Genomic DNA, 20,237 nt, shown 5'->3' with positions numbered 1-20,237 from the left:
TGGATCAGCCTGTGTCAAGCACAAACACGGATTAATTTACCTTTCCGTTAGCGAGACGCCGCGTCTAGTATTTGCTGGGCCGCCATCGCAGGGGTCAGCTCGCCGGCTTTGACTTGCCGCTCCAACTCGGCGCGCATCTTGCGCACCCCCGGATTGGACAGCACCCGGTCCAGGACGGTGTCCCGGACCATCTGCCAGGTCCAGTCGACCTGTTGGGATCGCCGTCGAGCATCGAACTCCCCCGCCTCGCTGAGCACCTCCCGATGGCGCTCGACGGTGTCCCACATCTCGGTCAAACCGGTCCTCTCCATCGCGCTCATCGTGAGAACTGGTGGCCGCCATAGGGTTTCACGAGGATAGATCAGCCTGATCGCGGACGAGAGCTCGCGTGCGGCTTTGCGCGCCTCGGGTAGGTGATCGCCGTCGGCTTTGTTCACCACCACGATGTCGGCGAGCTCCAGCACACCTTTTTTGATGCCCTGCAGCTGGTCGCCGGCGCGCGCCAGAGTCAGCAGCAGGAAGGTGTCGACCATGTTGGCCACGGCCACCTCGGATTGGCCCACCCCGACCGTTTCGATGAGGATGACGTCGAAACCGGCCGCTTCCAGTAGGACGACAGTCTCCCGGGTGGCCTTTGCTACGCCCCCCAGCGTTCCCGACGTAGGCGACGGCCGAATGTAGGCATCCGGGTGCGCCGCCAATCGCGACATCCGGGTTTTGTCGCCGAGGATCGAGCCGCCGGTACGCGTCGAGGAGGGGTCGACCGCCAGGACCGCCACCCGGTGGCCACGGTCGATCAGGTGCATACCCAATGACTCGATGGTGGTGGACTTTCCAACCCCGGGGACCCCGGTGATGCCCACCCGATGGGCGTTTCCGGAGTCGGGCAGCAAGTCGAGCAGCAGCTGCTGCGCCCGCTCGCGATGGTCGCCGCGGGTGGACTCCAGCATCGTGATGGCCCGGGGCAGCGCGGCCCGGTCCCCGCTGCGAATGGCCTCGGCTAGCCCTTCGACGGCCTCACGATCGGCCTTGCCGGCATTGGTCGCCATCTAGCTGAGGTGGTAACCCAACCGCTCGGCGAGCTTGTGCAGCAAGCCGATCGCGGCGTCGGCAATCACCGTGCCGGGCGGGAAGATGGCCGCGGCGCCGGCCTCGTACAGCTCGTCGAAGTCACCGGGCGGAATGACGCCACCGACCACGATCATGATGTCGGACCGACCGACCTCGGCCAGCGCGTCACGCAACGCCGGCACCAGGGTCAGGTGTCCGGCGGCCAGCGAGGACACGCCGACCACATGGACGTCGTTGTCGGCAGCCTGGCGGGCCACCTCCTCGGGCGTGGAGAACAGCGAACCGACGTCCACGTCGAAGCCGATGTCGGCGAACGCCGTTGCGATGACCTTCTGACCGCGATCGTGGCCGTCCTGGCCCATCTTGGCCACCAAGATCCTGGGCCGGCGGCCGTCGGCCTCGGCGAACTTCTCGACTAGTTCGGTGGCGCTTGCCATGTTCGGAGCCTTTCCGGCTTCGTCGCGATAGACGCCGGCGATGGTACGGATCTCCGCCTGGTGGCGGCCGTACACCCTCTCCAGCGCATCCGAGATCTCCCCGACCGTGGCCTTGGCACGCGCGGCGTTGATGGCCAGCGCCAGCAGATTGTTGCCCAGCCCATCTTCCCCGGCGCGGCCCTGTGCGGCGGCCGCCCGGGACAACTCTGCCAGGGCGGCCTCGACTTCCTGCGAATCCCGGCTTGCCCGCAGGTCTTTCAGTTTGGCCAACTGCTCGGCGCGCACCCGGCTGTTTTCGACCTTGAGGACCTCGACCTCCTGATCCTCTTCGACCTGATACTTGTTGATCCCGACCACCGGCTGAATCCCCGCGTCGATCCGGGCTTGGGTGCGCGCGGCGGCCTCCTCGATTCGCAGCTTGGGAATGCCATCGTCGATGGCCTGCGCCATCCCGCCGTGCTCGGCAACCTCGGCGATGTGGGCACGCGCGCGCTGCGCGAGCTGATGAGTCAACCACTCCACGTAATAGGAGCCGCCCCATGGGTCGATCGGCCGTGTGGTGCCTGACTCCTGCTGCAGCACCAGCTGGGTGTTGCGAGCGATCCGGGCGGAGAAGTCGGTGGGCAGCGCCAGCGCTTCGTCCAGCGCGTTGGTGTGCAGTGACTGGGTGTGGCCCTGCGTTGCGGCCATCGCCTCGATACAGGTGCGGGCAACGTTGTTGAACGCGTCTTGGGCGGTCAGCGACCAGCCTGAGGTCTGTGAATGTGTGCGCAGTGACAGCGATTTCGCGCTCTTCGGGTCGAACTGGCTGACTAATTCGCTCCACAGCAACCGGCCGGCGCGCAGCTTGGCGATTTCCATGAAGAAGTTCATCCCAATGCCCCAGAAGAAGGACAGCCGGGGCGCGAACTTGTCGATGTCCAGGTCGGCGTCCAAGCCTGCCTTGATGTAGTCGACCCCGTCGGCCAGCGTGTAGGCCAGCTCCAAATCCGCTGTAGCACCGGCCTCTTGGATGTGGTAGCCAGAAATCGAGATGGAGTTGAACTTCGGCATCTTGGCGCTGGAGTAGCCGAAGATATCGGAGATGATGCGCATCGACGGCTTGGGCGGATAGATGTAGGTGTTACGCACCATGAACTCTTTGAGGATGTCGTTCTGGATGGTGCCGGCCAGCTTCTCCGGTGGCACCCCCTGCTCCTCGGCCGCCACCACGTACAACGCCAGGATCGGCAGCACGGCGCCGTTCATCGTCATCGATACCGACACCGTGGACAGGTCGATGCCGTCGAACAGCTGCCGCATGTCCAGAATGGAATCGATTGCCACACCGGCCATTCCAACGTCGCCCTGAACGCGGGGATGGTCGGAGTCGTAGCCGCGGTGGGTGGCCAGGTCGAAGGCCACCGACAGGCCCTTCTGGCCGGCGGCCAGGTTCCGACGGTAGAACGCGTTGGACTCCGCGGCGGTGGAGAAGCCGGCGTATTGCCGAATTGTCCACGGCTGGTTGACATACATCGTCGGATACGGGCCGCGCACAAACGGTGGTTCGCCGGGGAAACTTTTCAGCGGATAGCCGTCGGCCTCGACGGCCGCACGATCGGCGGCGATGTACACCGGCTTGACGTCAATGTCTTCCGGGGTATGCCAGACTAGCTGGTCTGGCGTGTACCAGTGCGCGGCAGCCGCCGCGGCGACATGCTCGTCCACGGCAGCTTCGGTGGGCTGCTGGCCCACTCGATCGCCGTGCAATGGAATGTCGGCGAAACTGCCTATCACAGGAGTAGACGTTGTCATCTTGTTACGCCCCCAACCGAGTGAGCAGATCCGAAAGCGCTTCGACCGCATTGATTTTAGCTGTCAGGTATTCGTCGGGCCGGTGCTGCGGGCCAGTGTCGGCCACCGCCTTTTCCGGCCCCGCCAAGTAGACCCTGGACACTCCGGCGGCACGCGCCGCGTCGACGGCTCCGGCCGCCTCGGTGACGTAACGCTTGTCGGTACCGCAGATCACCGCCACGGCGGGCGATCCCGCATCGGACACCGCCGCGGCGACGGCCCCGGCGTCCAGCGTTCCCGGGTTGACCGCCTCGATGCCGCCCGAAGCCAGCAGGTTCGCCGCGAATGTGGCGCGGATGTTGTGCTCGGCCAGCGGCCCCAGTGGAAGCAACAGCGCCTGCGGGCGGGCACCGGTGCGGGCCAGGAAGGCGTCCGAGCGATCGCGTAACGCCTCGAATGCGGCAGAGTAGCGCTGCAGGTTGCCGACATCCGGCTGGCCGATCGAATCACTTTGCAGCAGTGTGGGTTCGGTCAAGTTCGGAAATTCGTTGACGCCGGTGATCGCCGTACGCCGATGCGCGATGTCGTCGGCACGCCGTCCGGCGATGTCAGCGATCGCCTCCGCGATGTAGTCACGAGCGTCGACGAACCCGCCGCGAGCCTCGACGGCCTGGAATTGCTCCCACGCCCGCTGCGCAAGCTGTTTGGTGAGATCTTCGACGAACCACGATCCACCGCCGGGATCCAGCACCCGCCCGACGTGCGACTCCTCTAGCAGCAGCAGCTGTGTGTTGCGTGCAATTCGGCGCGCGAAACTTCTTGCCGTGCCCGGAAACCCGCCCGGGATCGCGATGTCGAACGGGAAAACCAGCACGGTGTCGGCGCCGCCGACCCCGGCACCGAAGGCGGCAAGCGTGCAGCGCAACATGTTCACCCACGGATCGCGCTGGGTCATCATCGGCAGCGACGTTTGCGCGTGCACGATCGCCCCGCCGGCGTCGGGTTCGCCGACAACCTCTGCGACCCGCGCCCACAGCTGACGCGCTGCGCGCATCTTGGCGATCGTCATGAACTGATCGTCATCGGCGGCAAACCGAAAACTGATCTGGCCCAGCGCTTTACCCACCGGTATCCCTGCCTCGGTGAGCACCCGCAGATAGGCGACCGCGGCCGCGATTCCGGCGGCCAGTTCCCAGGTCGCGTTGGCGCCGAGGTTGTGGAAGGCGGTCCCGTCGACGGTGATTGCCCGCACGCCGCGCTCGTCGGTCACGCGCGAAGCCACCGCGACGACGTCGTCGATCGCCGCCGCGGGACGCCCGCTCAGTGCCGCGGTCAACGGGTCGGCGCCCAGGTCAATCGACAAGGTGGCACGCTGGTCGGCTTCGACGTCGGCCACCAGGGCGAGCATCGCGTCGGCCGCCACCACGTAGTCGGCACCGGCCTCGATGACGATCGGCGCCATGCTCAGGTAGACGCCCGAGAGCAGCACCTCGAGGTCCTGGGCCGTCGCACCGTCCGCCCCCACGCGGATCAGCAACGCGCTGACCCCGTCGCCGAGCGCACCCAACACGGCCGCGTTGGCTTCGGCGGCGGTGGCTGCGGCGCCCGGAAACGCCTCGACGACCTTCCAGCCGGATTTCACGTCGCGGAACGGGTCCCCGCCACGCAGGTAGGGCCACTCGCCGGGCAGCGACGGTTCGGGCAGCTCGTCGAACGCTGTGTAAAGCGGGCGTACGGCGAACCCGTCGTATGTCTGGGTGTCCAGCAGATGCTCGGGCTGTTCGCCCAACTCGGCGGGTTCCTTGCGGGCACTCTTGGCAAGCACACCGGCCACCGCGGTGCGCCAGCGCTCGCGAACCTGTTCTAGGTTGGCGAGCTCGGGTACGTCAATGGACACCGACGGCTCCTGTTTTCGCAGCTATTGGCAACGTTGCTTGAGGTTGCGGAGGACACGCGACTCACTAATCAGGCTAATTGATTGGCCCCGCCGCCAAAAACCGCGAGGTGAATCGATCGAGCGAGGACACGCCGAAACGCCAGGCCCGGGATACAAGTTATTCATTTCTGGCCCGTAACGTTTAGTGGCGTGACGGGCTCCGCCACTTCTAAAACCACCAGCACGCTGCGCAGTCTCTGGCGCGCGCTGGCGATGACCACACGCCAGGTGTCCCGGCCGCGCGCTCTGGCGGCAGTGGTCGGTATCACACTCTTGGTTGTGCTGGCGCTATGTGTTCCATTGCCCAGCGCGGTGCAGCTGCGCGATTGGGCTCAATCGTTGGGCCCGTGGTTCCCGTTGGCGTTTCTGATCGCGCACACCGTCGTTACGGTGGTGCCAATCCCGCGCACGGCGTTCACCCTGGCCGCGGGGCTGCTGTTCGGCCCCGCCCTGGGCGTGCTGATCGCGGTGGTCGCCAGTACCGCCAGCGCGGTGTTGGCGCTGGTGCTGGTCCGCGCCGCAGGGTGGCGGTTCGACCGGCTGGTTCGCTACCGAGCGCTGCACCGGGCCGACCAGCGGCTGCGCGAGCGGGGCTGGGTGTCGGTCCTGTCGCTGCGGCTGATTCCCGTCCTGCCGTTTTCGGTGGTCAACTACGCCGCCGCCGCGTCCGCGGTCGGCATCAGGCCGTACACGCTGGCCACGCTGGCCGGTCTACTGCCCGGCACCGCCGCGGTGGTTTTTCTCGGCGACGCGCTGGCCGGTCACCCCAGCCCGCTGCTCTTCTTGGTGTCCCTGGTCACCAGTGCGCTGGGGCTCACGGGGCTGTTCGTCGAAGTCCGTCATTACCGCCGACGACACCACACGGCGCACCCCGACGAGCCCGCTTCCGAGCCGGTCATTATCAGCTAACCGGGCCGGACTGTTGAGTGCGCAGCCAGTTGCCTGAAAGATCTACTCAATGGAGCGGGTCTACGCGCAGCAGCTAGCGACTTTCGGTTTGCAGCCGTCGCGGGCGGGCCTGCTCGTGCTCCTGCTCGGCGCCCTCGCGTCGGTGGGCGTCGCTGTCTTGTCGTTCCTGCTCGATCGGATCAGGCTGTATCGCGTACCGACCGGCGACGTGGTCGTCGCGTCGGCCGTCTCGTACCCGCATGCCGCGCGGGAGCGAACGCGCGCCTCGTGGCTGACGATCGCAGCCGCATTCGCCGCCGCTGTGTGCATGACGGCCATCTGGCTGGCACCCAAGCACATCGAGCGCGTGCAAGAACCCGCGCCCATTCCCGAACTGACCCCCATCGCATTGCCGGCGTCGACGGCCGCCGGCCCGGGCGCGGGCATCTATGTTGAATACGCCGATGGCTCCGGCGGAATGGGTTGCACTGCCGGCTTTTTAGTGCGTACCAGCACGGGTGAGGCTGGTCTTCTCACCGCCGGTCACTGCAATCGGCCGCACACACCAAGCAAGGTGGTGATGAACCTCGGCGGCATCCTCCCGTACGCAAAGCTGGGCACATTCGCCCGCACAGTCAGCGAAGGCGTGCACAACGAGCAACACGACATCGGCCTGATCGTGCTCGACGGCGACAACGTCCCGCGGAGTTCGGCGGTCGCCACCACGCTGCCGATCACGGGGGTCACCACCGATCTGTCGATCGGACAGGAACTGTGCAAATTCGGCATGAGTAGCGGTGAGGCCGAATGCGGCCCGGTGCTCGACGTCACCGAGAGCAAGGTCTCGTTCTTGGCGGGCGGTCAATGCGGCGATTCCGGCGGCCCGGTCTATCTGATCCAAAACGACGGCACCGCCACGGCGGTCGGCATCGACATCCGTGGCAGCAATCCTGCCACTCCGAACGCGGGCTGCCTGGCCCCGGCCAAATTCTCGGTTGCCGAGCTAGTACAGCCGTGGCTGAACAAATGGCAGCTAACCGCCGCGATCGCGCAACGACCCGGTCCGCGCTAAAGACCGGACGCGCCACCGTCTTGATCCGACGAGCAATGTGGGGAGCCGCATGACATCCGACAACAACTCCATCGGCGCACCCGGGCGGCGATTCTCCACCGCGGCGTTACTTGGTGCCGGTCTGGTTGGCCTGATCCTCGGCGCGATCGCCGCGTTCGCGATCACCGGCCTGGTGTTTACGATCCGCGTCCAGCTGCCCCCGCCGCCCTATCCGCCGCCGTTCTCCTCGACACCGCCGTCAGGGTATCCCGCGCCGTCTGCCATCACACCGGCGCCAGCGCCGAGTGCCGTGCCGATGCCACCATTGCCGCCGGGCCCCCACGCGCTGCCGCCGTCACCGCGGCTCGATCCGGTCTCGCCGTAGCAGCGCCCCTGGGTTTGGTTTAAGTGGCACAAGCACATTCGCGATCCCTTGTCGCCAGGGCGGCCGGGCGGCTGTTGCGGACCCGACCTCTTGTCCGCGCGCCGATCTGGATCTACCGGTGCCGCGGCGGCGCACTGTTCGGCTCGCGCATCCTGATGCTCGAACATCTGGGCCGCAAGTCCGGCGTCCGGCGCTACGCCGTGTTGGAAGTGGTCGACCACCGCGGGGCAGACGTATACATCGTCGCATCGGGGTTCGGCCGAAAAGCGCAGTGGTTCCGCAACATCCAAGCTTCCCCACGGGTGCGCATCTACGTCGGCAGCCGCGCGCCCGCGCCCGCGACCGCACGTGTCCTCGACCAACGCGAAGCCGATCGCACGCTGGCCGACTACCGCAGCCGTCACCGGCGAACGTGGGAACAATTCAGGCCGGTGCTCGAAGAAACACTCGGCGTTGCGATCACCGACACCGATACACCGCTGCCGTTGGTCGAGTTACGGCTCGACTAGTTGTGCTCCGGCCCCTTCACCGTCATCGCGGCGAAGATGGCCAAAAATACCGCTGCCGGAAGGCCATTGACGACCTTGTCGCGTACCCGGACGTGCGCGCCCACCGCCAATACGAAGTACAGCGTCAGCATCGCCGTCGTCAGCCTGGCCAGCGCGGGGAAGCGGCTGACGGACAGCAAGCCGACCGCCGCGGCCGCCTTCACCACCGGCAGCACGGGCCGAACGTTGTCCGGAAGACCGACGTCGTCCAACACTTTCTTGATCGGAGCTACCTGAACACCGCACAACACCGCGTCCACGGCATGAAACGCGCCCAGCGCCGCATAGGTCTTCGGCGAACTCAAAGCAGTCATCCGGCAATCCTATTGGGTCAATTCTGGCGGCGGCCCCGGCTGGCCATCGACCGGCTTGCGGGCTATCGCCTCTGCCTTGGCTACCGCCTGGGCGATCTTGGGATCGGACTCGGTGGAAAACCAATCGGCGATCTCGGCGTCGTCTGCGTCGGCCGCGTGTTTGGGCACGTCCTCGACCGGAGATGGCTGGAACCGGAACACCCCGTCCTCGCCCGGTGCGCCCAGCAGTTTGGTGAAACCCTGTAGCGCCGCACTGAAGTCGCTGGGGACCACCCACACCTTGTTGGCGCTGCCGCGGGCCATCTCGGGCAGCGTCTGCAGGTACTGGTAGGCCAGCATCTCCGGGGTGGGCCGGCCCGCCTTGATCGCGGCGAACGTCTTCTCGATGGCCTTGGCCTGACCTTGCGCCTGCAGGTAGGCCGCGGCACGCTCACCCTGGGCGCGCAGCATCCGCGATTGTCGCTCCGCCTCGGCGGCCAGGATCGCGGCTTGCTTGGCACCCTCGGCGGCCAGGATCTGCGCCTGCTTGGCGCCCTCGGCCTGTTTGATCGCCGCCTCCCGGGTACCTTCGGCGGTCAAGATCATCGCCCGCTTCTCCCGGTCGGCCTTCATCTGCTTTTCCATCGAGGCCTGAATCGACGGCGGCGGGTCGATGCTGCGCAGCTCGACCCGGGCGACCCGCAGGCCCCAGCGGCCGGTGGCCTCGTCGAGCACTCCGCGCAGCTGTCCGTTGATCTGGTCGCGCGACGTCAAGGTCTGCTCCAGCGTCATCCCGCCGACGACGTTGCGCAGCGTGGTGGTGGTGAGCTGCTCGACGCCGACGATGTAGTTGCTGATCTCGTACACCGCGGCCTGCGGGACGGTGACCTGGAAGTAGACCACCGTGTCGATGTTGAGCGTCAGGTTGTCTTCGGTGATGACGGGCTGTGGCGGGAATGACACCACCCGCTCGCGCAGGTCGATCCGGGCACGCACCCGGTCGATGAACGGGATGAGCAGCGTCAATTGCCCGCTGACCGTGCGGCTGTACCGACCCAGCCGTTCGATCACCGCGGCCTCGGCCTGCGGAATCAACGCAACCGACTTGGCCACCACGATGATTGCAAAGATCACCAGGACTGCCAGCAACACCAAACCAGCAACCGCACCTTCCACCGGAATTCCTTTCTCTCGCAGCGCTTTCGCAGCGTCTGTGTCGACGGGCTACTGTTTGATCACCACCGCCGTCGCGCCGTCGATGTGCACGACAGTGACCGATTCGCCGGCTTCGTAGACATCGCCGTCGTTGAACGGGCGCGCGGTCCACACCTGGCCGTCGAGCTTCACCTGCCCCACGTCGCGGGCGACTCGGTCAAGCACCAACGCGCGTTTGCCCTCCAGGGCCTTGATGCCGGTGGGCAGCTCGTGTGTAGGCGTCAGCCGACGCCGCAGCGCGGGCCGCACCAGCACGACCAGCAGGACCGAAACAATCAGGAACACCGCCCCGTCGGCCAGGATCGGCCAATCCGTGAACCATGCGGTGGCCGAGGCGGCCAACGCACCGCCGCCCAGCATCAACAGGAACATATCGCCCGTCAGTGCCTCCGCACCGGCAAGAGCCAGTGCGAAGATTAGCCAGCTCAGCGCGATCGCCATGCCGTCAGAATACGCGTGATCCGCCTTTGCCGGACCAAACAACTACACTGCGAGATCATGTGGTGTCCGAGTGTTTCGCTGTGCGTGTGGGCTAACGCCTGGCTCGCGGGCAAGGCTGCGCCCGACGACGTGTTGGACGCGCTATCTCTTTGGGCGCCAAAGCAATCGGTCACCGCGTATGATGCTGTTGCAGCCGGCCACACCGGGCTGCCGTGGCCCGACGTGCACGACGCCGGGACCGTCTCGTTGTTGCAGACGCTGCGCGCCGCGGTTGGCCGGCTGACGCTGCCGGGGGCCACGGGTGCTTCGGGTCCATTGCCGGGGACGATCAACGTGGTGTTGCCGGTTCCCGGTGACGTTCGCGGCCTGGCCCCCGGGACCCAGTTCGAGCGCGACGCGCTAGCCGCCGGTGAGGCGGTGATCATCACCCACCCGGACGACCCCACCGCCGCTGTCGGGCTGGTCCCCGAGTTCTCGTACACCGATCCCGAGGAGGCCGGCGACGACGACCCGGGCTTACCGGAACTGTGCGCGCTGGCGTGGACGGTGTATTCACTGCCCGGCGCGCCGGTGTTCGAACACCACGAGCTGGGCGATGCCGAATACTCGCTGCGGTCGGCCGTGCGTTCGGCCGCCGATGCGCTCGGCGCTATCGGGCTGGGATCGGCAAGCGACATCGACGATCCGCGAGGACTTGTCGAACAGTTGCTGGAATCCGCACGGCAACACCGGGTTCCCGACCACGCGCCGTCGCGTGCCGTGCGGGTGCTGGAGAACGCCGCACACGTCGACGCGATCATCGCGGTGAGCGCCGGGCTCAGCCGGGCCTCCGATCCGTCCGCGCACGCGGGCGGCGCTCCGACCGCGGATCGCTTCGCGGCCCGTGTCGTATCCGGGCTGGAACCGATCGGCACCCAATCATCGTCGGAGGCGCGGATCGCCGGCGACGCACTGCGACCGCTGAATTCGGTGGTGCGCTCGGCGCGAATGGCCGCGGTTAACGCGATCCTTAACTCGGCCTGGGCCGACTAACCCTCTTCTCCCGCAACGCAATGCGGCGGGCAGCACGCCGCGCCGTCGACGCTGGCAAGGCAACCCGGTACCGGGTCAGGTCCGCCGGTGCGGGCCGGAGCGCGGCTGTAGCGCAGTTCGTCGATCAAATCCGCGGCCAGCATCGCGAATCGCCGGTCGGCGTTCGGCGTGGCGGCCCGGGCCAATGCCACCCCCGCCGCCCGCGCTTGTGACTGCAATTCTTCGTCGAGGTCCCACACCACCTCGATGTGGTCGGCGACGAATCCGATGGGACAGACGATGACGGCCTTGGTGCCGGTCTCCGCCAGTACCCGCAGATGGTCAGCAACGTCGGGTTCCAGCCACGGAACCTGCGGCGGACCCGATCGGGATTGCCAGGCCAGGTCGTAGTCGGCGTATCCGGCGGCCGCGGCGACCAGCCTTGTGGCGTAAGCGACTTGACGGCTATACAGACGCGGGCCGCAGCGCTCATCGGCGGCCACCGGAATCGAATGTGCGGTGAATACCAGCCGCGCCTGGCCACGCAACTCGGCCGCCAACGTGTCGGCGGCCGCCGCGATCGCGTCGGCGAACATCCCTACGAATAGCGGATGATCGAAATAGGTTCGCAGCTTGACCAACTCGGGCGCATTCGCACCTGCGGCCCGACGGCCGCGGGCGATGTCTTCGACATATTGCGTGCAGCTGGAGTAGCCGCTCCAGGCTGACGTGGTGAATACCGCAGCGCGACGAATACCATTGTCACACATGACTTTTACCGTATCTTCGACGTACGGATCCCAGTTGCGATTGCCGAAGTACACCGGCAGATCCGAACCGCGGTCAGCTAACTCGGCTTCCAGTTGCGTGATCAGCGCGCGGTTGATGCCGTTGATCGGCGATACGCCGCCGAAATGCAGATAGTGCTCGGCGACGTCGTCTAGCCTTTCCGGCGGTATATTGCGGCCGCGGGTGACGTTCTCCAGGAACGGTCGCACCTGCTGTGGGCCCTCTGGGCCCCCGAAGGACAGCAGCAGGACGGCGTCAAATTCCATTGCCGGTTAAAGCAATTGGGTGCTGGCGCCGCCGTCGGCGTAGATGATGGAGCCGGTGGTCGCGGGCAGCCACTCCGAAAGCAGCGCGCACACGGTCTTGGCGACCGGCGTGGGGTCTTTCATGTTCCAGCCGATCGGGGCGCGCTGGTCCCAGCCCTCCTCGAGCAGCTGCATCTGAGCACCGGCCTCGTCGCCGAGTGCGCCACCGACGATCGCGCTCATCGCGAGCGTTCGGATCGGCCCGGCGGCAACGAGGTTCGAGCGCACCCCCGCCTTACCGGCCTCGCGCGCCACGAACCGGTTCACCGACTCCAGTGCGCTCTTGGCGACCGTCATCCAGTTGTAGGCCGGCATGGCCCGGGTCGGGTCGAAATCCATACCGACGATAGAGCCGCCGGAATTCATAATCGGCAGCACCGCTTTGGCCAGCGAAGCGTACGAGTACGCCGAAATGTGGATGCCCTTGGCCACGTCTTCGTAGGGCGCGTCGAAGAACGGGTTGATACCCATTCCCGTCTGCGGCATGAAACCGATCGAGTGCACCACACCGTCGAGCTTGTTGCCCTCGCCGATCTCGGCGCTGATCCGATCCGCCAACGTGTCGAGGTGCTTTTCGTCCTGCACATCGAGTTCGATCAGCGGGGCCTTTTCCGGCAGCCGATCGGCGATGCGCTGAATCAGCCGCAACCGGTCAAAGCCCGTCAGCACCAACTGAGCGCCCGCTTCCTGGGCCACCTTGGCGATGTGAAACGCGATCGACGAGTCGGTGATGATCCCGGTTACCAGGATCCGCTTGCCGTCGAGAATGCCTGCCATGTCTAATGTTTTCCTTCTCTAGTGGCCCATGCCCATGCCGCCGTCCACGGGGATGACGGCGCCGGCGATGTAGCTTGCATCTTCAGACGCCAGGAAGCTGACCGCCCCGGCGACCTCCTCGGCAGTGCCGACCCGCTTGGCGGGGATGAACTCCAGCGCACCCTCCTGGATGCGCTCGTCGAGCGAGCGGGTCATCTCGGTGTCGATATAGCCCGGCGCCACCACATTCGCGGTCACCCCGGCTTTGGACAGCTCCCGGGAGATGGAGCGGGCCATGCCGATCAGGCCGGCCTTGGCGGCCGCGTAGTTGGCCTGGTTGCCGATGCCCCAGCTGCCGGACACCGAACCGATGAAGATGATCCGGCCGAATCGCTTGCGCTGCATGCTGCGCGATGCGCGCTGGGCCACCCGGAACGCACCGGTGAGGTTGGCGTTGATGACCTCCTCGAACCGCTCCTCGGTCATCCTGATCAGGAACGCATCCTTGGAGATACCGGCGTTGGACACCAGCACCTCGACCGGACCCTGGTGCTCCTCGACCAACTTGAAGGCGCGGTCGACGGCGTCGCTGTCGGTCACGTCACACACGACGCCGAAAAGCCCCTCGGGCGCACCTGAACCGCGGTGCGTGACGGCAACCTTGTGACCGTCGGCCGCCAGCCGCTGCGCGATCGCCAGGCCGATCCCCCGATTTCCGCCCGTCACCAGGACTGAACGGGATACGAATGCGGGTTTGCCGCCGTCGGCGGCGAGCTCGGTGGCTACGTCAGTCACCCGGCCAACTTATCGCCTCGGTGCGGCAGGGCTGCAGTCTGCCCCCTTTGCGGCCGGGACCTACCTTGGCTCGCGGCGCTTGTCGGTGATTCTCGGCACAATTCCGCCAATGCGACGTCGCCGAAGACCATCGCGAGATCAGCTAGGTCGGTAGCCGGCGGTTGATCAGCAACGCCGACAGCGCCGCCAGCGCCAACACCAGCGCTCCCAGCCGCAGCCAGCCCACGCTGGCGTCGCCTTTGATCGTCTCGTAGCCGATCTGCTCCTGCAGCGACGCGTACACGGCCTTGAGCTCCTGCAGGGTCGAGGCATTGAAGGAATTTCCGCCCGAAAGCTGGGCGACCTTCTTGAGTGTCTCGTCGTCGACCGGCACCGGCTGACGCTGGTCGTTGATCTCGACGAAGCCGTACGGGGTACCGAACGAGATCGTCGAGATCGGCACGCCCTGGTCCTTGGCGGTCCGTGCGGCGGTGAAGGCGCCCTTGGGGTTATCCGGGTTGGTCGGCATCGTCTCCTTACCGTCGGAGAACAGCACGATGCGGGCCGGCGGCGGCTTGTCGCCGCCACCGATGACCGCGCCGACCGTGGCGATGGCCTGCAGCGCGGTGAAGATCCCCTCGCCGGTGGCGGTGCGGTCGGCGAACTGAAGCTTGTCCAGCGCAATCTTGGCTGCCTCGCGGTTGGTCGTCGGCGACACCAGCACCGTCGCGGTACCCGCATAGGCAATCAGGCCGAGGTTGATGCCCGGTGTGAGCTCGTCGGCGAATTGCTTTGCCGCCTCCTGCGCGGCGGCCATCCGGTTGGGTTCGACGTCGGTGGCACGCATCGACTGCGACACGTCGATCACCAACATCACCACCGCGCGGTTGCGTGGAATCCGGACGTCGTTTGTCGGCCCGGCCATCGCGACGGTGAACAACACCAGCGATGCCACCAGCAGGATCGCCGGCACATGGCGCCATCTGGCAGGCCGTTTGGGAGCCACGCTTTCCAGCAGCTCCATGTTGGCGAACCGCAGCATGCGTCGCTCGCGGGCCAACTGCATCAGCACGTACAGCACGACCAACCCGACAACGACGAGCAGGAAAAGGAAGAACCATGCGTGCGCGAACCCGGACAGTGACATCGCGCCGAGCAAAGGCATTGTCATAACAGACCCGTCTCGCCGTGCATGACCGCCTTGGGAAAAGCGCGAGTCACTGGCGCCCCGCCATGGCCCCACGCCGGCGGGACTCCACGAAGCGGACGATGTCGGCGATCCAGTCCCGGTCGGTGCGCAGCGTCAAAACCGGTGCGCCACAACCGCGAACCGTTCGGGCCACGTCGGCACGATGCGCCGCCGCCGCCTTGGCGAAGTCATCCCGCAGTTGCGCATCGACGGTGAATTCGCGGGTCACGCCGGTTTCGGCGTCCTGAAGCACAACGTCGCCCACATCGGGTAGTTCGACATCGCGCGGGTCGAGCACCTCGATGGCCAGCACCTCGTGGCGAGCGGCAATCGCGCGCAGCGGACGCATCCAGTTGATCGGCCCAAGGAAGTCACTGATGATCACGGCCATTCCGCGACGGCGTTCCGGGCGACGCAACGCGTCGATGGCGACCGCCAGGTCACCGCGCACTCCGACCGGCGCTTTGGGCATAGTCGCGATGGTGCGCAACAGCGTCTGTTCGTGTTGCCGCCCGGAGCGGGCCGGCACCCGGACGTTGTCCGCACCATTGGTGACGAGTGCGCCCAGCCGATTGCCGCCCCCGCTGTTGAGGAATGTGATCGCGGCCGCCGCGGCGACCGCCAGGTCACGCTTTTCGCAGACCGTGGTGCCGAAGTCGAGGCTGGCCGACATGTCGACCACCATCCAGGTCTCCAGCTCGCGGTCGGCGATCATCTGCCGCACGTGCGGGTGGGTGGTGCGGGCCGTGACCGCCCAGTCCATCCGTCGGACGTCGTCGCCGGGCTGGTACTCCCGCGACTCCCCCGGCTCCGAACCCGGGCCCGGTATCAGGCCGAGGTGGTCACCGTGCAGGACTCCGTCGAGCTTGCGCCGGACGGTGAGTTCGAGCGTGCGCAGCGCCGCCGACAATTTCGGGTCATCGAGCTGTCCGCGCTGAAACGACGGCGGATGTAGCGCCGCGGACTTCGCGGCGGGGTTCGGATCGGTCACCGACTGCTAGCCGCGCCCGCAGCCTGCATCACCGGCGGAACCGAATGCCCTTGCTGCGGAACGGCATTCACCTGCGGAAGGGCGACGGTCTGCAAAATCCTGTTGATGACGACCTCAGGCGAGATTTCGTCGGCGAGCGCATCGTAGGTCAGCACCAAACGGTGGCGCAGCACGTCGGGGATGACCTCGACGACGTCTTGCGGGATCACATAGTCGCGACCGCGCACCAACGCCAGCGAACGGGCGGCCGCGATGATGCCCAATGAGGCACGCGGCGATGCGCCGAACGAGATCCACGTCTTGACGTCGTTCATGCCGAGTTGCTCGGGATGGCGGGTCGCGGTGACGACGCGCACCACATAATCGACCAGCGCGTGGTGCACGAAGTTGTTGGCCGCGACGTCCTGCAGCCGCAGCAGGTCACCGGTGTCCAGGATCTGCTTGGGCTGCGGCGGCTTAACGCCCATCCGGTAGATGATCTCGCGCTCTTCCTCGGGCGAGGGGTACCCGACATTGATCTTGAACAGGAAGCGGTCACGCTGCGCCTCGGGCAGCTGGTAAACCCCCTCGTGCTCGATCGGGTTCTGCGTCGCCATCACCAGGAACGGGCTGGGCAGCGGGTATCTCTTGCCACCGATTGACACCTGACGTTCGGCCATCACCTCCAGCAGCGCCGACTGGACCTTGGCCGGCGCGCGGTTGATCTCGTCGGCGAGCAGGAAGTTGACGTGGACCGGGCCGAGCTCAGTGTCGAACTCTTCCTTGCCCTGCCGGTAGATGCGGGTACCGATGATGTCGGTGGGCACCAGGTCGGGCGTGAACTGGATACGCGCGAACGTGCCGCCCACGACCTTGGCGAACGTCTCGACGGCCAGCGTCTTGGCCACGCCGGGGACACCTTCGAGCAGCACATGGCCCTTGGACAGCAGACCGACCAGCATCCGCTCCACCAGCTGATCCTGACCGACGATGATCCGCTTGACCTCGAAGATGGCCCGTTCCAGGGTGTGTACTTCGGCAGCCAATCCGTCGGCGCCACCTGGCGCCGCATGGGCCCCGGGGCCAGACTGCCCGCTCGGACCCGAGTAACCGCTGGCGCCCGGGGGCGGCCCACCTGCTGCTGTCATTAACATCCTCTTCTCGGTTTAACCGATACAGCTCAAATCGAACACAACTGCCATCACGACGAATGTCGTGGGGCAGCTACGTGCCCTCGTCCAACTATTCCAGGCCCTAGGGATTCCATCGACGCCGCGCTCCGCTGACGAGCAAATCAAACCCGCCGGGTTCGGCCGCGATCCCGACGGCACACCTGGGTCAGTACTCGATGATCCTAGTCAGGTACGGCGTCATACCGGGCTTTCGCACGGGGCTCACAGTCACCTTGGCGGCACTTCCGGAGGCCTCCAGCATCTGGCCGTTGCCCAGATACATGGTGACGTGCTGGCCGCCGCCCGGGCCGTAAAAAATCAGGTCGCCGCGCCGGGCCTCGTTGGGAGGAATGTGGCGGCCAGCGTTGTACTGGTCACCGGAGAACCGCGGGATCAGCACGCCGACACCGGCAAATCCATAACGCATCAGGCCCGAACAGTCGAAACCGTTGATGTTGGCGCCGTCGCCGACGCCCTTGCTGGGGCCTTCCAGCGAGCCACCACCCCATGAGTACGGCACCCCCATCTGGGAGCCCATCCGCCGGATCACGTACTCGATGGCCTGCCGGCCGTTGGCCCGCGGGATTTTGCCGCCGGGGTTGGTCGGGGTAGCCGCGGTGGGAGCGGAATCGCCGCCGATGTTGATCCCGAGGCCGCCCAGAAATTGCTTACCGAGGTCGAGGGTGGTCTGGGTGGCCTGGGCGGTGGCCTGCAGCGAAGCGTTGGCCACCGCGAGCGGATCGCCCGGAGCGCCGGCGCTGATGGTGGCCGGCAAAGTGGGGTCCCACCCGCCGGGGTCAGCCGTGGCCGGGGCGGCGACAGACAACATCAGCCCGGTCACGACTGTGGCAATCCAGGCCAAGTTGATCAGGCGAAAACGCTTGTGCCCCATAGCTCCTCGTTAGTACTCGATGTAGCGGATCACGTACGGGGTCATGCCGCTGGTGCGTACCGGTGCCACGCGCACCTTCAGTCCGATGTCGGGGGCCTCGAGCATCTGGCCTTGACCGAGGTAGATCGTCACGTGCTGGCTGCCGCCCGGGCCGTAGAAGATGACGTCGCCGCGACGCATTTGAGAAGACGGGATCTTGCGGCCCAGGCCGTACTGCGAACCCGAGTAGTGCGGCAGCTTGATGCCCACCCCGGCGAACGAGTACAAGATCAGGCCCGAGCAGTCGAAGCCGGTGATCCCGGCGCCAGAGTCGATTCCGTGGCTCGGGCCGGCCGCGTTGCCACCGCCCCAGGAGTAGGGCACGCCGATCTGTGACATGCCGCGACGGATCACGTATTCGGAGGCCTGCCGGCCGTAAACCCGCGGAATGCGTCCCCCGACCCCACCGGGTGCGGCGTTGGTGATCCCAGTGTCGTCGGGCTTGAGAATGCCGAGTTGCTGCAGGAAGCCCTTCCCCATGCTGGCGGTCACCTGCGTGGAGGTCGCCGAGATGCCCAGCACCTGGTTGATCACCGCGACCGGGTCACCCGGGATATTGGCACTGGGCACCATCGGCAGCGTGGGATCCCAACCGTCCCACTGGCGGCCGCCGGTGTGGGGCGCACTGGCCGGCGCGCCGGGGTCCCACCGGTCGCCCGTCGTTGGTGCACCGCCGCCGTTTCCGGTCGACCAATGCGCGGACGCAAGTTGGGCCTGCTGCAGTTTGGCCTGGGCCGCGTCCCGCTCGGCGGCCAACTGGTCGATCTGCTCACGCTGTTCTTCGAACTTGTGCTTCGAGGTGGTGAGCGCAGCGACCGCGGCATCCTGACTGGATTTCGCGTCGGCAGCAGCCTTTTCGGCCTTCTGCTTGGCCAGCCGCGCGGCCGACTCCTTGTTTACCTGCTCGGTGCGGGCCCGCTGCAGGTTGTCCATCACCGTTTGGGAACTGGTCGCCAGGGTCCTCGAAGCGGATTCGGTGGCGATGATGTCTTCGGGGCTAGTCGCGGTCAGGTAGCTGCCCGACGGACCATTCATGTAGGTGGCCGCCGCGAACGTGTTGAAACGGCTTTGGGCCGCAGCGATTGCCGCGTTGGCATCCTTGACCGACTGCTGGCTGACCTCGACGTCATGCTGCGCGGTGGTCACGCCGTCCCGTGCGGTCTCCACATCGACCAGGGCCTTGTTGACGACCTCTTGCTCCGTCTGGATTTCAGCACTCAGGTTTTCCAGACGCTGGTTGGCCTTGGCGACATTCGCGATCAGCGCGCCGAGGGTGTCGGCGTTCGGATCACCTTGCGCCAGACCCGGTGTGGTGACGAGCATGGCCACGCTCAGGACCGCTGGAATGACCGGACGGACCAACCTGGCGGTCGGTCGCGCAGCTGGGCCCCGGCGTGTGCGTCTCATTCGACTTAGCTCCCCTTGGGCTTAACACGGACGGCGGCGCCAGACACATTTACCTCTATAAGCGCCAAAGAAAACACGAGCATCATTTGCACCGTACGTCACACCGGTCGCCGGGGAAACGCTCGTCACAAATCGCAACCCTCTACGTGCGTTTAATGTGACCGAACGGTGACCTACGCGATTTGCCGCAGACGATCGTGAGTTGTCCCCAGCCAAACCAACCGAGGTGAACGTGGGAGGTTAGATGCCCTCGACGGGCTGTGCTACGTCAGCCTCTTCGGCATCGGCCGAGGTTGCTGACCGTCGGCTGCGCAGCTGCAGGAATCGGGCGCCGACGGCCGCCGCGAGCACGCCGATAAGCAAGAAAATGGTCAGCCCGGTCCAGGGGAACTCGGGGCTTTCCAGCTCGTGCAAGAAATGTTGCGCCGAGACCACCGGATTGCCCGTCTTGGCGATGTCTTCGCCGGCTTCAAGGGTGACCCGGGGGAAGTGCGTGCTGTAGCTGCCCACGTAGCTCGGGCTGAGCGTCAAGACGGTGGCATCGGGATAGTCGGCGCCGACCACGGTCGAGATATCGCGCAACGGGGTGTCGTTCGGCGGATTGTGGTCGAGCAACACGATTTTGAGATTGATACCTGCGGCATGAGCGTGGTTGACCACATCGAGAAGGGCCGGCACGGCATCCGGCGGCGCGCTGACCCCGGAGGTCGCGACCTGAGCTTTGACCGCCGTCATGTCGACGTCTTGCGGAATGTAAGCGGGCAGAACCGGCTGCAGGAAGAAGGTGGTCTGAGCTAGTTCAACGAACGATCCTTGCCCGGTCACTGTGTGCCTCCTCCCTCGGTGCTACAGGCACCGTACGCGAACAGTCGGAGAAAGGGGTTTCAACGCGGCC

At 66.2% G+C, this 20,237-nt stretch carries 20 protein-coding genes; 5 read left to right on the top strand and 15 right to left on the bottom strand.

All coding sequences use genetic code 11. From position 1 onward, the window contains the following. Nucleotides 1–47: 47 nt before the first annotated feature. The 3 genes from meaB to mutA are packed head-to-tail and all read right to left on the bottom strand — an operon-like array spanning nt 48 to nt 5,178. Nucleotides 48–1,049 (bottom strand): methylmalonyl Co-A mutase-associated GTPase MeaB, encoded by a 1,002-nt coding sequence (meaB, locus tag H7K34_RS17870; protein ID WP_264063320.1) that lies wholly within the window; start codon nt 1,047–1,049, stop codon nt 48–50. Next, nucleotides 1,050–3,302, bottom strand: a complete 2,253-nt coding sequence (gene scpA / locus H7K34_RS17865) for a methylmalonyl-CoA mutase (protein WP_264063319.1) — start codon at nt 3,300–3,302, stop codon at nt 1,050–1,052. 4 nt (nt 3,303–3,306) lie between these two features. Continuing rightward, on the bottom strand, nt 3,307–5,178 hold the full coding sequence (mutA, locus tag H7K34_RS17860; protein ID WP_264063318.1) for a methylmalonyl-CoA mutase small subunit: 1,872 nt from the start codon (nt 5,176–5,178) through the stop codon (nt 3,307–3,309). A gap of 189 nt (nt 5,179–5,367) precedes the next feature. Between mutA and H7K34_RS17855 the strand changes: the two genes are divergently transcribed. Genes H7K34_RS17855 through H7K34_RS17840 form a run of 4 tightly spaced genes read left to right on the top strand, consistent with a single transcriptional unit; the run spans nt 5,368 to nt 8,050 of the window. Further along, nucleotides 5,368–6,126, top strand: a complete 759-nt coding sequence (locus tag H7K34_RS17855; RefSeq protein WP_372510784.1) for a TVP38/TMEM64 family protein — start codon at nt 5,368–5,370, stop codon at nt 6,124–6,126. Nucleotides 6,127–6,175: 49 nt separating this feature from the next. Further along, on the top strand, nt 6,176–7,177 hold the full coding sequence (locus tag H7K34_RS17850; protein ID WP_264063317.1) for a S1 family peptidase: 1,002 nt from the start codon (nt 6,176–6,178) through the stop codon (nt 7,175–7,177). A 49-nt stretch (nt 7,178–7,226) separates the two neighbouring features. After that, nucleotides 7,227–7,541 (top strand): hypothetical protein, encoded by a 315-nt coding sequence (locus H7K34_RS17845; RefSeq protein ID WP_108922756.1) that lies wholly within the window; start codon nt 7,227–7,229, stop codon nt 7,539–7,541. Between the two features lie 23 nt (nt 7,542–7,564). Then, a complete protein-coding gene (locus H7K34_RS17840; RefSeq protein ID WP_264063316.1) occupies nt 7,565–8,050 on the top strand; it encodes a nitroreductase family deazaflavin-dependent oxidoreductase in 486 nt (161 codons plus the stop codon). Here H7K34_RS17840 and H7K34_RS17835 read toward each other — a convergent pair. Genes H7K34_RS17835 through H7K34_RS17825 form a run of 3 tightly spaced genes read right to left on the bottom strand, consistent with a single transcriptional unit; the run spans nt 8,047 to nt 10,038 of the window. Continuing rightward, on the bottom strand, nt 8,047–8,403 hold the full coding sequence (locus H7K34_RS17835) for a DoxX family protein (protein WP_108922752.1): 357 nt from the start codon (nt 8,401–8,403) through the stop codon (nt 8,047–8,049). The two genes, H7K34_RS17840 and H7K34_RS17835, sit on opposite strands and share 4 nt — an antisense overlap. Nucleotides 8,404–8,412: 9 nt before the next feature. After that, nucleotides 8,413–9,558: an SPFH domain-containing protein gene (locus tag H7K34_RS17830; protein WP_264063303.1), complete on the bottom strand. Its 1,146-nt coding sequence runs from the start codon at nt 9,556–9,558 to the stop codon at nt 8,413–8,415. Nucleotides 9,559–9,606: 48 nt separating this feature from the next. Then, nucleotides 9,607–10,038 (bottom strand): NfeD family protein, encoded by a 432-nt coding sequence (locus tag H7K34_RS17825; protein ID WP_264063302.1) that lies wholly within the window; start codon nt 10,036–10,038, stop codon nt 9,607–9,609. Between the two features lie 57 nt (nt 10,039–10,095). Here H7K34_RS17825 and H7K34_RS17820 point away from each other — a divergent pair, with 57 nt between their 5' ends. Then, nucleotides 10,096–11,070: a hypothetical protein gene (locus H7K34_RS17820; protein WP_264063301.1), complete on the top strand. Its 975-nt coding sequence runs from the start codon at nt 10,096–10,098 to the stop codon at nt 11,068–11,070. Here the strand turns inward: H7K34_RS17820 and H7K34_RS17815 are convergent. From H7K34_RS17815 to H7K34_RS17775, 9 genes are all read right to left on the bottom strand, one after another. Then, a complete protein-coding gene (locus H7K34_RS17815; RefSeq protein ID WP_372510783.1) occupies nt 11,067–12,104 on the bottom strand; it encodes a ferrochelatase in 1,038 nt (345 codons plus the stop codon). The genes H7K34_RS17820 and H7K34_RS17815 overlap by 4 nt on opposite strands. Nucleotides 12,105–12,110: 6 nt before the next feature. Beyond that, nucleotides 12,111–12,920, bottom strand: a complete 810-nt coding sequence (inhA, locus tag H7K34_RS17810; protein ID WP_108922743.1) for an NADH-dependent enoyl-ACP reductase InhA — start codon at nt 12,918–12,920, stop codon at nt 12,111–12,113. Between the two features lie 18 nt (nt 12,921–12,938). Then, nucleotides 12,939–13,694 (bottom strand): 3-oxoacyl-ACP reductase FabG1, encoded by a 756-nt coding sequence (gene fabG1, locus H7K34_RS17805; protein ID WP_264063300.1) that lies wholly within the window; start codon nt 13,692–13,694, stop codon nt 12,939–12,941. Nucleotides 13,695–13,836: 142 nt separating this feature from the next. Beyond that, nucleotides 13,837–14,844, bottom strand: a complete 1,008-nt coding sequence (locus H7K34_RS17800; protein WP_108922739.1) for a VWA domain-containing protein — start codon at nt 14,842–14,844, stop codon at nt 13,837–13,839. Nucleotides 14,845–14,890: 46 nt separating this feature from the next. Then, a complete protein-coding gene (locus tag H7K34_RS17795; protein ID WP_264063297.1) occupies nt 14,891–15,853 on the bottom strand; it encodes a DUF58 domain-containing protein in 963 nt (320 codons plus the stop codon). Next, a complete protein-coding gene (gene moxR1 / locus H7K34_RS17790) occupies nt 15,850–16,980 on the bottom strand; it encodes a chaperone MoxR1 (RefSeq protein WP_108922735.1) in 1,131 nt (376 codons plus the stop codon). The genes H7K34_RS17795 and moxR1 overlap by 4 nt, the downstream gene beginning before the upstream one ends. 190 nt (nt 16,981–17,170) lie before the next feature. Continuing rightward, nucleotides 17,171–17,896, bottom strand: a complete 726-nt coding sequence (gene ripB / locus H7K34_RS17785; protein WP_264063295.1) for an NlpC/P60 family peptidoglycan endopeptidase RipB — start codon at nt 17,894–17,896, stop codon at nt 17,171–17,173. Between the two features lie 9 nt (nt 17,897–17,905). After that, a complete protein-coding gene (ripA, locus tag H7K34_RS17780; RefSeq protein ID WP_264063293.1) occupies nt 17,906–19,342 on the bottom strand; it encodes an NlpC/P60 family peptidoglycan endopeptidase RipA in 1,437 nt (478 codons plus the stop codon). 240 nt (nt 19,343–19,582) lie between these two features. After that, a complete protein-coding gene (locus tag H7K34_RS17775) occupies nt 19,583–20,119 on the bottom strand; it encodes an Rv1476 family membrane protein (protein WP_372510803.1) in 537 nt (178 codons plus the stop codon). Between the last annotated feature and the right edge of the window lie 118 nt (nt 20,120–20,237).

The organism is Mycobacterium montefiorense (assembly GCF_025823255.1).
GTDB lineage: Bacteria > Actinomycetota > Actinomycetes > Mycobacteriales > Mycobacteriaceae > Mycobacterium > Mycobacterium montefiorense.
Note: the sequence above shows the minus strand (reverse complement) of the source record. Positions and strands in the feature narration are given on the sequence as shown.

Bases quoted from the DNA above. Each gene is read 5' to 3' on its own strand.
- H7K34_RS17815 (WP_372510783.1), bottom strand. From the start codon at position 12,104: ATGGAATTTGACGCCGTCCTGCTGCTGTCCTTCGGGGGCCCAGAGGGC.
- H7K34_RS17800 (WP_108922739.1), bottom strand. From the start codon at position 14,844: ATGACAATGCCTTTGCTCGGCGCGATGTCACTGTCCGGGTTCGCGCAC.
- H7K34_RS17850 (WP_264063317.1), top strand. From the start codon at position 6,176: ATGGAGCGGGTCTACGCGCAGCAGCTAGCGACTTTCGGTTTGCAGCCG.
- H7K34_RS17825 (WP_264063302.1), bottom strand. From the start codon at position 10,038: ATGGCGATCGCGCTGAGCTGGCTAATCTTCGCACTGGCTCTTGCCGGT.
- H7K34_RS17845 (WP_108922756.1), top strand. From the start codon at position 7,227: ATGACATCCGACAACAACTCCATCGGCGCACCCGGGCGGCGATTCTCC.
- ripB (WP_264063295.1), bottom strand. From the start codon at position 17,896: ATGGGGCACAAGCGTTTTCGCCTGATCAACTTGGCCTGGATTGCCACA.
- H7K34_RS17820 (WP_264063301.1), top strand. From the start codon at position 10,096: ATGTGGTGTCCGAGTGTTTCGCTGTGCGTGTGGGCTAACGCCTGGCTC.
- moxR1 (WP_108922735.1), bottom strand. From the start codon at position 16,980: ATGACAGCAGCAGGTGGGCCGCCCCCGGGCGCCAGCGGTTACTCGGGT.
- inhA (WP_108922743.1), bottom strand. From the start codon at position 12,920: ATGGCAGGCATTCTCGACGGCAAGCGGATCCTGGTAACCGGGATCATC.
- scpA (WP_264063319.1), bottom strand. From the start codon at position 3,302: ATGACAACGTCTACTCCTGTGATAGGCAGTTTCGCCGACATTCCATTG.
- meaB (WP_264063320.1), bottom strand. From the start codon at position 1,049: ATGGCGACCAATGCCGGCAAGGCCGATCGTGAGGCCGTCGAAGGGCTA.
- ripA (WP_264063293.1), bottom strand. From the start codon at position 19,342: ATGAGACGCACACGCCGGGGCCCAGCTGCGCGACCGACCGCCAGGTTG.
- H7K34_RS17835 (WP_108922752.1), bottom strand. From the start codon at position 8,403: ATGACTGCTTTGAGTTCGCCGAAGACCTATGCGGCGCTGGGCGCGTTT.